At 45.2% G+C, this 12,672-nt stretch carries 9 protein-coding genes; 4 read left to right on the top strand and 5 right to left on the bottom strand.

What is annotated here, in order from left to right:
* Both QTO00_RS07710 and QTO00_RS07705 read left to right on the top strand, forming a co-directional pair.
* Positions 1–647: GGDEF domain-containing protein (locus QTO00_RS07710; protein ID WP_331424073.1), on the top strand; the 647-nt coding region annotated here is incomplete at its 5' end.
* A 136-nt stretch (positions 648–783) separates the two neighbouring features.
* Positions 784–1,392: a YitT family protein gene (locus QTO00_RS07705; RefSeq protein WP_331424071.1), complete on the top strand. Its 609-nt coding sequence runs from the start codon at positions 784–786 to the stop codon at positions 1,390–1,392.
* Positions 1,393–1,437: 45 nt separating this feature from the next.
* On the opposite strand, the gene QTO00_RS07700 is transcribed toward QTO00_RS07705, so the two are convergent.
* Entirely contained in the window at positions 1,438–1,911 is a 474-nt protein-coding gene (locus tag QTO00_RS07700) for an HAD family hydrolase (RefSeq protein WP_331424070.1), read from the bottom strand.
* A 137-nt stretch (positions 1,912–2,048) separates the two neighbouring features.
* Here QTO00_RS07700 and QTO00_RS07695 point away from each other — a divergent pair, with 137 nt between their 5' ends.
* Together QTO00_RS07695 and QTO00_RS07690 are read left to right on the top strand one after the other, a co-directional pair.
* Positions 2,049–3,194 (top strand): efflux RND transporter periplasmic adaptor subunit, encoded by a 1,146-nt coding sequence (locus tag QTO00_RS07695; RefSeq protein WP_331424069.1) that lies wholly within the window; start codon positions 2,049–2,051, stop codon positions 3,192–3,194.
* Positions 3,195–3,203: 9 nt separating this feature from the next.
* Complete coding sequence (locus QTO00_RS07690; RefSeq protein WP_331424067.1) at positions 3,204–6,329, top strand: efflux RND transporter permease subunit; 3,126 nt, start codon at positions 3,204–3,206, stop codon at positions 6,327–6,329.
* Between the two features lie 82 nt (positions 6,330–6,411).
* Here QTO00_RS07690 and QTO00_RS07685 read toward each other — a convergent pair whose 3' ends face one another.
* The 4 genes from QTO00_RS07685 to QTO00_RS07670 form a co-directional block, all read right to left on the bottom strand.
* Positions 6,412–9,513, bottom strand: coding sequence for an efflux RND transporter permease subunit (locus QTO00_RS07685; protein WP_331424066.1), 3,102 nt, complete (start codon positions 9,511–9,513; stop codon positions 6,412–6,414).
* Positions 9,510–10,826: an efflux RND transporter periplasmic adaptor subunit gene (locus tag QTO00_RS07680; RefSeq protein ID WP_331424064.1), complete on the bottom strand. Its 1,317-nt coding sequence runs from the start codon at positions 10,824–10,826 to the stop codon at positions 9,510–9,512. The genes QTO00_RS07685 and QTO00_RS07680 overlap by 4 nt, the downstream gene beginning before the upstream one ends.
* Positions 10,813–11,475 (bottom strand): TetR/AcrR family transcriptional regulator, encoded by a 663-nt coding sequence (locus QTO00_RS07675; protein WP_331424063.1) that lies wholly within the window; start codon positions 11,473–11,475, stop codon positions 10,813–10,815. Before QTO00_RS07675 ends, QTO00_RS07680 begins: the two co-directional genes overlap by 14 nt.
* Before the next feature lie 205 nt (positions 11,476–11,680).
* Positions 11,681–12,672 (bottom strand): putative bifunctional diguanylate cyclase/phosphodiesterase (locus QTO00_RS07670; RefSeq protein ID WP_331424062.1); only part of this gene is annotated, 992 nt, incomplete at its 5' end.

Raw genomic sequence — 12,672 nt, 5'->3', positions numbered from 1 at the left:
GCCAATCGACGGTTACCAAACAGGAGTTGGAAAATGAAATTACACGTCAGACTAAACAACTTAAGCACAAACAAGAGCAGTTATTATTCTTGTCAGAACATGATCCTCTTACGAACCTTTTGAATCGACGAGCGTTTGATAAGCAGCTGGATCAATCCATCACCAAGGCAAGACGTTCTGGGCATAAGCTAGCCATACTGTTTATTGACCTTGATGACTTCAAAGAAGTCAATGACAGCTATGGTCATGATGCTGGCGACCATGTTTTGGTGCAAGTTGCTAAGCGCCTTACAGGCTGTGTTAGAGAGTCTGATATCGTCGGGAGGATAGGTGGTGATGAGTTTGTCGTTTGTTTGGATCTTTTAGATACCTTGGAGGGTGTCCCAAGAAAGATAGATCAGCTTTCAACGGCGATTAGCGCCCCATTAGAGTTTGATGGACGTACACTTAACGTTGGCTCCAGCATTGGTATTGCCTGCTATCCAGATCAAGGCATTACAAAAGACGACCTTCTATGTATCGCAGACAAAGCTATGTATGTGCAGAAAGAGTGCAAAGACCAGGTGCAAGGCGAGTTTGACGAGCTGAAAAATCTTGAGGCAGCAACAAAAGTCATTGAGTTTTCAGTGCAAAGAAACAAACAGTAGCTTAGTGTAAATTTTGATTAACACTATTTAAACAAGCGATTTGGCGTTAAGCCTAGACTTCCATGCTGAATATCGACATTTTATGCAGGTTTGATTCACCCTCATTTGTGAATCGTTAAGGGATAGGAAGTCTAAAATGGATAAAGAACATAGTGTGCGAGAGAACCTTCTCGCGCTAATTTTAGGTAGTGCTTTAGTGTCGTTGGGTGTTATCTTTTTTAACAAAGTAGGGCTATTGACAGGCGGAACCGCAGGGCTGGCTATCTTTCTGACTAAGGTCAGTGATTTTAGTTTTGGTCAGGTATTCTTCGCCTTGAATCTGCCATTTTATCTGTTGTCAGTGACTCGAATGGGCTGGCGATTTACACTCAATACTTTCGTTGCTGTGACGATAGTTTCTTTCGCTGTCGACCACTTACATCATGTGATTGAAATTGCTCGTATCGATCCTTTTTATGCCGCGCTACTTGGTGGGGGGATGATTGGCATTGGTATGTTGGTTATCTTCCGCCATAAAATGAGTTTGGGTGGTTTTAATATTCTCGCGCTGTTTTTGCAAGAGCGCTTTGGCATCCGTGCAGGAAAAGTTCAGATGGCTCTTGACTGTACCATTGTGGTTATGTCGCTGTTTATCGTTGATATTTCTCTGATTATGTTATCCGTGGTAGGTGCAATTGCTACTAACTTGATTTTGGCGATGAACCACAAACCGGGCAGGTATCAACCCCAAGCCACAACAGGATAGTCTTGTATATTCATAACTAAGGCTTAGCAAAACACTAAGCCTTTTTTAGTCACGACATAACAATTCTGTAAGATGATTAATCGTGACGACATCTGGCTCGGTTGGTTGTTGGTTTGGGTTGTAGAAAACCGTGTTTAACCCAGCGTTACGTGCAGGATAAACATCTGTCTCCAAGGTATCGCCAACCATGGTCACCTGCCTTGGTTCCACATTAAGCGAGCTGAGGATGGCACGGTAAAAATCACAACTGTTCTTCTCAAGCCCTAAGTTAGCTTTACAAAAGTAGCCATTAATATAGGGGTCGAGACCGACTCTTTCAAACGCGCGTTGTATGTCCGTTTCGCTCGACTCTTGGGCGCTAGTAGCAACGTATATCGTGTGCTTTTTACTCAGTTTCTTTAGCGTTTCTTCGGCTTGTTTTACTGCCTCAACATGAGGCCAGAGAAACATTTTTCCTGGTTGATTAGGAAAGTCGACCATCAAGGTGTCTCCCCAATCGAAAAGGTATACGTGGCCCATCCTAACCCTCCTAACTTAAGTCGTGGTTATGAATCTCAATTCTATCGTTGTGGTGGTAAATTTCACCATAAACTAGTCGCAGTCGAATCTCTATCTACACGTACACATATAATGATAATAGAAAACAAGGATTTCTCATGACGATTAAGCCGTTACGTTGGTTATTGCCTTTTGCCATTTTAGGAGGAGCATACGCTGGCTATGTTGCTATCGCCTCCAGTGCCCCTGAGTCTGTAGAGAATAAACCACCTAAAGCTCCTCCCATAGTCAATGTTTCACCAGTTTCTTTTAGCGACCATAAAGTGGTGATTACGAGTCATGGGGAACTTCAACCTGTCGAGGTCACTCAATTGTCAGCACAAGTGTCCGGTGAAGTGGTCAGTTGGCATCCCGACTTTGTCGTCGGTGGTATCGTCAAGCGTGGTGAGGTTCTGTTTAGTATCGAGAGCGACAACTACCAAGCGGCAGTTTTGCAAGCTCAAGCTCAATTGGCAAGCGCAAAAGCGGCGTTGATTGAAGAGAAAGCTAAGGCGGAAGTGGCGAAACGTCAGGCGAAGAAATTGCCCCAGACGCAGGTGACAGATTTGTACCTGCGTAAACCTCAATTGCTTAGTGCCGAAGCTCAAGTTAAGTCTGCTCAGGCTGCACTTAAACGCGCTAAGCGCGATCTACAAAACTGTAAAGTCGTTGCCCCTTACGATGCGTTAGTGGTGTCAAAGCAAATTGGTGTAGGGCAGTTCGTGTCAGCGGGTGCGCAAGTTGCAATACTAAACAATGTTGAAGCTGGTGAGATTCACATTCCCATTGCGGGCTTTGATAGTGCCTTTCTACCCAAGGAGTATGCAGGTATTCCCGCAAAAGTTATGCAACGAGGCATCCAGAATACGCTTAGAGAGGGCTCCATTGACCGCGACCTTGGTGTGATTGATAGCAGTACACGAATGATAAATATGGTGGTTAGGGTTGATAATCCTTATGCGATCGATAGCGATAAGGCCTCGATCAAGTTTGGCTCTTACGTTGAGGTCCAGTTTGCTGGTAAAGAGCTAAAGCATATATATCGCCTACCACAAGAATTGGTCAACAACCAACAAGTCTGGGTTGTTAACGATGATGACCAATTAGAGCCTCGATTAGTCAACGTATTAAGGGCAGAGAAAGAGTTCATGCTGATTAATCAGGGCTTAAAAGAAGATGATCGCATTGTGCTGACAGTGCCTGAATATCCTCAAAAAGGGCTACGGGTTGAAGTGAAAATAGACGAACGTCTATCAAATATGTAGGGACCCAGCATGGAACAGACCAAACAGAAAGGGCTCATTGCCTATTTCGCTTATAACTCTGTGGCGGCAAACTTGCTGATGGTGTTTATATTAATCATCGGTACCGTGAGCTTCTTTTTTATTCAGCGTCAAATGTTTCCCAACATTGAAGTGAACTATATCAATGTTAGCGCTCAGTACCCGGGAGCATCACCTCAAGAGATTGAAGAGAGTATTCTTATCAAGCTCGAAGAGTCCTTGAAGGATGTGACTGGGATAAAAAAGGCGGTGTCATCGGCTTATCGCGGTAGTGGCAACATCGAGTTAGAAATTGATGTTGATGAAGATATAGATGCTGTCCTAGATAAAGTGAAGCAAAAAGTCGATTCAACTTCTAACTTCCCTGATGCAATGGAGCCGATACAGGTTTATCAATATGAGTGGCGTCAAGATGTCATCGAAATGGCGTTAGTTGGCGATCGTACTTTGCTCGAGCTTAAACCTATTGCCAAGCAGATTGAAGATGAGCTGTTGCAACTTAACAATGTTGCGTTGGTTGAGTTAGGCGCCCCTGAATATGAGATTGCGGTGGAAGTCGAACCGAGAGTATTACGTAAATACAATCTGACTTTAAATGATGTCAGCAAGGCGATTCAGCGCTATTCGGCCAACTACTCGGCCGGAGAAGTGAGAACTAACGCTGGGATGATATCAGTACGCATTGAGAACCAATATTATAGTGGGGAGGAGTTCAGGGATATTCCGGTCAAAATTGGTGCAAATGGCGGGAAGGTTTTACTGCAAGACATTGCGACGATAAAAGACGGCTTTACTGAGGATGATCGATACTTCAAGTACTCTGGTCAAAACGCTATGTATCTTTCTGTGAAGGCGACCAAAGACCAAAATATGGTGACGGTAGCTGAGTCGGTAAAAACTTACATTGAGCAAAAAAACAAAACCTTGCCGTCTGATCTCCAAATAAAAACATTAGTCGACATGACGTACTACCTCAACGCACGCTTAGACATGATGCTTAAAAACCTACTGCAAGGAGCGGTGCTGGTCGCCTTGATGTTGAGTTTGTTTTTGCGCGTTAAACTGGCGATGTGGGTTATGGTCGGGCTACCCGTGTGTTTCTTAGGTGCTGTTATGCTGATGCCGGCCATCGGGGTTAGTATCAACATCATTTCACTGTTCGCCTTTATTATGGTGCTTGGTATCGTCGTCGATGATGCCATTGTTATTGGTGAAAGTGCCTATAGTGAAATTGAAAAAACGGGTAGTGGTGTTGAGAATGTCGTACGAGGTGTTAAACGTGTCGCCACTCCTGCCACCTTTGGTGTCTTAACGACTATGGCTGTTTTTGCGCCGTTTTTAATGTCGAAAGGGATCGAGCGAGCTTTCTTTTTCGGTATCGCTTCGATTGTGATTCTATGTCTCTTCTTTAGCTTAATTGAGTCGAAACTGATTCTACCTTCGCACTTGGCTCATTCGAAGTTTAAGCCGATCAAAAAAGGCAGTTGGCGTGATCGATTCAATACTCGCTTCTTTGCCGTTATAAATGGCCCATATAAGAAGTTCGTGCAACGTTGTACCCATTGGCGATGGAGCGTATTCGCAGGCTTTGCTAGTTTGCTGATTTTAAGTGTTGCTATGGTGATGTCGAACTACGTGAGGATTGTCCCTTCGCCTAAAGTGCCCCACGATTTTCCGAGCATTAAGTTAGTGATGAATGACAACGTCTCGAGTGAGCAGACGATTGATGCGTTGAAACTTGTTGAATCAACGGTGCTGGAGATTGATGCGGAAATTGAGCAGGAGACGGGGCAGAGCATGTTGCGCGATATCCTAACGTTCAGTCAAGGCCGCAAAGAAGGCCAATTGGTCATCCCACTGGTTGACGAAGAGTTAAGGCCGTTTAATACGTTTGAGCTTGCAAGGCGCTGGCGTGAGCGCATACCAAATATTCCTGGGCTTAAAATGCTCAACGTGTCTGACAATGTCAACGATGACGAAAAAGGTGATGAATTTGGTTTCTTGCTCTATGGTTCGGATATAGACAGCTTAAATGCAGCGGGGCGAGAGTTAATTGTTCAACTACAACAGCAAGCTGGGTTATTCGATATCTCCTCATCGATAGACTCCGGCAGCCAAGAAGTATTGCTTTCTCTGGCTCCGGTTGCGTATGACCTAGGACTAGATTTGTTTGATATCGCGACTCAGGTCGGTGGTAGTTTTTACGGCGGAGAGGCGCAGCGTGTTCTGCGTGATGGCGAAGAGATAAAAGTCATGGTTCGCTACCCTCAACTGACTCGAGAAGCGTTTTCATCGCTTCGTTATGCCGTGATTACGACTGCAGAGGGTAAGAAAGTGATGCTGGGCGATGTCGTTGAGATAAACCAAAAGCCTGGCGTCAGTAGCATCCGTCGTGAGGGTGGCTTTAGAAGCGTCTATGTTTATGGTTCGATAGATGAGGAGCTAGTTGAACCAAATCAGATCGTAGAGCAGATAAACAGCGAAGTTATTCCTAGTATTCTTGCTTCTTACCCAGGCGTTAAGAGTCAGCTAGGAGGAACGATAGAGGAACAACAAGCTCAGCAAGATGAACAGATAATCTTCTTCATCGCGGGTATGATTGTCGTTTACATATTGCTCGCCGTTCCGCTAAAGAGTTACACGCAGCCGCTCATTATTATGTCGGTTATTCCGTTTAGTTTAACGGGGGCGATATGGGGCCATTATTGGTTTGGGCTAGATCTTAGCATGATGTCTACGTTTGGATTAATAGCCGCGGCAGGGGTTGTCGTTAATGACTCACTAGTTATGACCGATTACGTAAACCAGGTTCGAGCAAAAGGTGCATCGATAAAAGAGGCGGTTGTTGAAGCCGGTTGTGCTCGCTTCAGAGCCATAACGTTAACCTCAATCACCACTTTTGTTGGCGTACTACCGATAATGTTTGAAACTAGCTTACAAGCCAAGTTTGTCATTCCAATGGCTGTTGCTCTTGGGTTTGCTGTGCTGTTTGCAACCTTGCTAACACTCGTGTTGGTACCGTGTTTGTACCTAATATTAGAAGATATAAAAGCTATCTTAAATTGGTGTAAGCGAAAACTTCCTGGAACCAACCCCCACAAGGTTGCAGAACAGTAGTTTTGAAAATTAATTGGAGGTTACATGTAACTCTTCGATTAAACCTAGCCCCTAGTGATGACTAGGGGCGAGGTTGGTTTGATTATATCTTTTCGTGCTTATGGACTAAGCCAAAATCAGCGAGTACTGCATAGGCTGCTGGAATCATAAACAGCACTAGCAAGGTAGAAGCGAAAATACCGAAAACAATCGAGATAACCAGAGGTTGAATAACTTGTGCTTGCAAACTGGATTCGGTAAGTAACGGGAGTAGTCCGGCAGCAGTGGTCATTGAAGTGAGGAATACTGCCCTGAAACGCTCGCGGCTCGCTTTAACTACCGAGTCATGAACGCTGTCTCCTTCATCAACATGGTGGCGAATATACTGGACCAGAAGTATCGAGTCATTCACTACGATACCTGCTAGCGATACAAAGCCCATCATACTTGGCATACTTAGGGAGTGACCGAGTAAGATATGGCCCCAAACTACACCAATAAAGGCGAGAGGAATGGCTAGCATGACCACCACGGGTTCTAAGTAACTGCGGAATTGGTAGCTTAATATCGCGAATACACCAAACAGGCCAAGTAAGAAGCCTTTGCCCATAGAGGCGCCAGTTTCTGCTGTATCCTTAGCTTCTCCTTCAAAGTCAAAACGTAGACCGGGGTACTTGGCGATAAGCCTAGATGCTTCGTCACGTTGGAACTGGTTAATGATCGCGGTGGAGTTCGCTTTGGTATTGTCAACGTCACCGAACACACTAATGGTCCGTAAGCCGTCGATGCGTTGGATTCGCACGTAATTACGTTGGAAATCCAATGTCGCAATGGTTGCTAGTGGGATTTGGCTACCGTCACTCATAATGATTGGGAAGTTGGCTAACTGTTGTAGATCACCCGCCTGAACTTTGTCTAATCGCACTTCGATAGAGATGTTTTCGACGCCAACTTGGATCTCATCAGCTGTTTGACCAAAGAAGGCGGCACGCAGTTGATTCGCAATAAGCTGACCGTTGATGCCATAAGTTTCCGCACCGGGGCGTAGCTTAACTAATACCTCCTCTTTACCCATGCGCATGTCGTCGAGCACACCGTGAACGCCATCAAACTCGTTGAGGTACTGTTGGATATCAATCGAAGCGGCTTTTAATGCCTCTAGGTCGTCGTGTTTGGCCCGGATCTCAATTGCGCGTCCTCCAGGCCCCATTGTCGGCTGCTTGAAAACCAGTGAAACTGGATCAGCGAGTTCGCCGACGTCTTCTCGCCACGCAGCAATAAAATTGTCGATCAGTGTGTTACGGCTTTCGGCACCCAAGAGATCAAGCCTAACGGTTGCTATGTGAGGTCCGGACTCATTCGCATCAGCATTTGCATTAAACTGGCTAGTGATATGTTCAACAAGCGGAACACCATCCTCGTAGTTTTTTGTCCAATGTTTGTCTAACTTTTGCGCGGAGGCGATGATTCTATCGACCACTGCTTCGGTTTGAGAGAGAGACGATCCTGGAGGTAAGATGACTCTCGCTTCGGCAATATCACCGTCTAGCTCAGGGAAGGGTTGGAATTTTAGTATACCCCCCGCGAGAGTCGCGATTGAGATAAGTAGTAGCGCGACGACACCACCCAAAAACGCGTAACGTAATTCGACCACTTTTTCCACTGCGCGGACTAAGGTGGTATTGCGGAAATGTTCAAATCGGGCGAGTAAGTTTTGTTTAAACTTCGCTGGTGGCTTCTCTTTCTTCTCTTTATGTAAAGAATGCGAAAGGTGATTAGGCAGAATTAAAAATGCTTCGACCAAACTTAGTGTCAAAACCAGGATAAGCACCTGCGGGACCGCTTTTAGTACTGCGCCCATTTCGCCTTGCAAAAACAGCAGGCTACCGAAGATACATACCGTAGTTAAAAAGGATGAGATAACCCCGGGCAGAACTTTCTTCACGCCTTTGATTACGGCGTTGTCGACGTCTTCTCCGCGATCTAAATGGGCAGCGATAGATTCGGCGATAACAATGGCGTCATCCATCATAATACCAATCGCCATTAGAAGACCGACTAGAGACATGATGTTGATGGATAACCCAAGTTGAGCCATTAAGAATAGGCCACCTAAAAAGGCAACTGGCAATCCCGCTGCAACCCAAAATGAGTAACGCAGACTGAAGAACAGCCACATGGTCGCGAATACCAGCACGATACCCTGCCAGCCATTGCGTACCATCATGGTTAGGCGATCCCATAGAACGGAAGAGATATCGTTGGTCAGCTCAAGTTTGACGCCATCGGGTGCAATCGCTTGTTGCTCAGTAACAAATTGCTCGACACGGTCTTTGATTCGTAGCGCATCGTCCTCTTTGTTTTTACTGACTTTAAGCAGGGCAGAAGGGTGGCCATCAAAGAGAACTTTTTGCTCATCCAACTCGAAACGGTCTGTAATGGTGGCGATGTCTCTAAGTCGAATCAGTGACCCGTTTGGACCAGAGCCCACCACGATGTTTTCGAGCTCTTGCGGGGTAACGCGTCTTTCGTCAAAGCGGATCAAGAAGTTTTTGTCTGGCGTCTCAACGTTGCCGCTTGGTAGTTTAATGTTTTGACGACCAATTTGTGTCGCGATATCACCCACACTCAGTCCAAGTTGACGCATGGCTTGAGAATCTAGCTCTACACGAAATTGGTGGTCAGAAAAACCTGCCACGTCAACCAATGAGACATTGTAGTCAAGTTTTAACGTTCGTTTAAGCTGCTCTGCATAAGCTTTTAGTTCTGGCCATGTGGTGTCTGCGGTGATCGCAACGTCAACGACAGGTTCGTTCCAATCAAGTTCTTGTACGATTGGCGATTCGATCTCTTGAGGGAAGTCGTTGATTGAGTTGATTTGAGTTTGTACATCGACCAACATGCGGCCGATATCGGCTTTATCGTTTAGCTTTAAGATTAGCCGTGCTGAGCCTTCTACGGCTTCACATTGAGTCTCTTTAATATTCGCTAGACCGTCGACGGCATCTTCCATACGAACACAAATGCTTTCTTCAACTTCTTGTGGAGACGCTCCCGGATATACGACGCCGGCCATGATGTAAGGAGGTGCGAACTCAGGAAAAGTTTCACGCTTAATGGTTGGTAATGAGCTTAAGCCCAATACCAGTAAACCCAGCATTAGCAAGTTAGCTGCTGTCGGGTGCTTGGCGAAAAATCGAATCATAGTTCAGCCTCCACATCCGATGTTTTAGCTTCTTTCAACAGCATGCCATTAATCGCCGGGAGTAGGTCGTTGAGGATAAGCTTGTCACCTTGGCTAAACTCTCCATCAATGATGACTTGATTGTCACGGCGATATAATACGCTTGCTGGTTTAATCAAAAGTTTGTTGTTCTCATCCATCAAATAGATTTTATCACCGTGCAGCGCGCGCTCTGGAACGACCCAACTAGGGTTTTCTTGGCCTTCGATAAACGCGCGCACAAACATACCGTTTACTAATGGTGGGACTGAGTCAGGGTTGAGGTTGCGATAGTCCTGTTGAATCTCGAGAATGATACCAGCAGTCGCTTGGTTTGGGTCGACCGTTTCACTGATGCGGCTTACTTTTGCAGGCCATTCTGCTTTTAGATTTCCGCTGCTAAGCTCAATGTGAGCGTTGATAAAGGTCATATTTGGTTGCGGAATACTAGACTCATCACGGGTAAACTCGCCAATACTCGACGCCAGTGTTTGCATGTCATGAATTGAGAGCTGGGCTTCCACTTCCATCACATCCATACCATGCGCGGTTACCATAGTTTGTTGCAGGTTAACGACTTGGTTTTTCTCAATTTCAACGCTAGCGATACGCAGATCATAAGGGAGTGTGATGATGGTTTTTTCTAGAGAACGCTGTGCTTCTTCAACTTTAGAAGTGTTGACTTTGACCAAAGCTTCAGCGACACGTTTTTCATCGGGCATCAGGCCAATTTGGTTTTCGATATCAAGTACCAACTTGCGCTGAGACAAGGCGCTTTGTTCTTGTTGATCGACATCCGACTGAGAAGTCAGCCCCTTCTTGCGTAAATTTTGTTTACGTTCAAGTTCTTTGTTGGCAATCACCAAACGGTTTGATTCGATCTTAAGAGTCTGCTTAAGATTGAGTTCCTCTTGGCTCAGTTTAGCTAAAGAGGTTTGAGCGGATTTCAAGTCGGCTTGAGCTTGAACAAGTTTTAGTTCGTAGTCGAGCGGGTCAATACGTAGGATTTCTGTCCCGGCTTGAAGTATTTGTCCCTTATCCAGCATAGGGTGGCGATAAACAACTTTACCGGTTACCTCAGAAATTGCCTTCCATTCGATTTTGGGTTTGATTTTACCAAAACCGATAGCAATAGGGGCCATTGAGCGTAGTTCTAACGGCCTGGTTTCTACTAATCTAGCGCGATCCCCTGCTGGTTTGACGGGTAAGTCTGGCTTTAAGCTTATCGCTAGTACGAGCGCAACAACACCGACGGCAAGGGCTGGAAAAAATAGAAGTTTCTTATTGATTTTCATAGTGATTGTCCTGATGGTCGGTGGTGCTTAGAAATCCGTGGCTCATTAAGTTGATATTGTGTTCTAGCAACTGGCTGAGAAACGTTTCATCGAGTTCTATCCCGTGTACAGCTAGCAGTGACGGCGGAGCGATAAATGGAAACACCATCAAGCTGATATAAGAGACTTTACACAGTTTAGGGTCTGCATCGGGTCTTAGAATTTTGCTCTCGACCAACTTATCGAACATGACATTCTGCATCGGTTGGCTAATGTCGATAAAGACTTTTTCTAGCAATTTCCGTTGGATGTCTGATTGCGGCATATGCATGACCTGAGCGACCAAACGCGGGAATTGAGGAACCTTGATCATCTCACGGTAATAGGTCCTCATTAAGTCGAGGAAGTTTTTCTGCGAACTGTCTTGGAGCAAGAGAGCCATCTGCCTTTTCATTGGCGCCATGGTTTCGCGAATCATGGTTTCGAATAGCCCCTCTTTGTTCCCAAAGTAGTAACGAATCATGGCTACGTTGACGCCTGCTTTACGGGCAACTAGTCGAGTTGATACTTTTTCATAAGGCATGACCGTAAATAGCTCGCGTGCATGAAAAATGAGTTTTTCACGCGCATCGATGCTGTTAGTGGGGCGACCGGCTTTTCTCGTTGTCATTGCGAGACACTCTCCAACCTTATTAAACATATGATTAATTATAGGGTGTCGCCTAAATATCTGGTATGACATAAATTAATCAATATTTAAACAAGTGATTAATTAAGGAAGCGGTAGAATCATGGATGTCTTAAACTAGATAAACATACAGTGGCAACATACCTAAAAAGTAGTCAGTGAACAGTCGCTATTAACAGTTCGCTTGCTATTGCTCTTGACCATATTTACTAGCAAGTTGTTCAATAGGCATGGGGCGTTCGATCAAATAGCCTTGCAAAACATCACATCCATAATCGACCAGTACAGTTTTCTGCGCTTCTGTTTCAACACCTTCAGCGACAACTCGCATTTTGGCAGATTGAGCGATAGCAAGAATGGCTTTGACCAATGAATCACTCTGTTTAGAACTGAGCATTTTGTCGACAAAGTGGCGGTCTATTTTTAGCTCATCAAGGGGAAGATTACTAAGGTAGCTTAGAGATGAATAACCAGTACCAAAATCGTCGAGTGAAATGGTGAAACCGAGTTCTTTGATTTGGGTAATGATGGGTGTCACGGTCTCCAAATCACTGATTAGTACGTTCTCGGTGATTTCGAGAGTAACGCGGTTGTTGGGAAGTTGGTTTTTAGATACAGCTTCTTTGAGTTTGCTAATGAAAGCGCTGTCTCGTAGTTGCATAGGCGATATATTGATGGACAAAACGGAGCTGTGCTGGGGTGAAGGAAATAGACGTGCAAACTCTTCACATGCTCTATTTAAAACAAAGTCTCCAATTTGTCCTATCAGGCCGATTTCCTCGGCTAACGATATAAACTCGAGCGGAGAGACATGACCTAGCTGCGGATTGTGCCAGCGTAATAAGCTCTCAACGCCGTACAGTTTCCCTGTTTTTGCGTTGACTTGAGGTTGATAACTCACTGATAGCTCATCTCGCTCGATCGCGCCCCTTAGCTCGCGCTCCAGTAAGAAATCATATTGCACTTGCTTATTAATCGACTTGTCGAAGAAGAGTACATCGCCCTTATTGCGTGCTTTTGATTTGTACAAAACGATATCGGCTTTAGAGATGAGTTCTTCCGGTTCGTCACCATCCGACGGGTACATGGAGACACCAATAGAGCAACTGGCAAACACTACCTTACCATCAATCACGAACTGTTGTTTAAACACCTGCTTAATGAGCTCTAACTTGCTTT

Source organism: Vibrio sp. M260118 (assembly GCF_036533755.1).
In the GTDB taxonomy this organism is placed as follows: domain Bacteria; phylum Pseudomonadota; class Gammaproteobacteria; order Enterobacterales; family Vibrionaceae; genus Vibrio.
The sequence above is the reverse complement of the archived record's forward strand: the minus strand, read 5'-3'. Positions and strand labels throughout refer to the sequence as shown.

Coding starts and splice junctions, on each gene's coding strand:
- QTO00_RS07705 (WP_331424071.1), top strand. CDS start 784: ATGGATAAAGAACATAGTGTGCGAGAGAACCTTCTCGCGCTAATTTTA.
- QTO00_RS07690 (WP_331424067.1), top strand. CDS start 3,204: ATGGAACAGACCAAACAGAAAGGGCTCATTGCCTATTTCGCTTATAAC.
- QTO00_RS07695 (WP_331424069.1), top strand. CDS start 2,049: ATGACGATTAAGCCGTTACGTTGGTTATTGCCTTTTGCCATTTTAGGA.
- QTO00_RS07700 (WP_331424070.1), bottom strand. CDS start 1,911: ATGGGCCACGTATACCTTTTCGATTGGGGAGACACCTTGATGGTCGAC.
- QTO00_RS07685 (WP_331424066.1), bottom strand. CDS start 9,513: ATGATTCGATTTTTCGCCAAGCACCCGACAGCAGCTAACTTGCTAATG.
- QTO00_RS07675 (WP_331424063.1), bottom strand. CDS start 11,475: ATGACAACGAGAAAAGCCGGTCGCCCCACTAACAGCATCGATGCGCGT.
- QTO00_RS07680 (WP_331424064.1), bottom strand. CDS start 10,826: ATGAAAATCAATAAGAAACTTCTATTTTTTCCAGCCCTTGCCGTCGGT.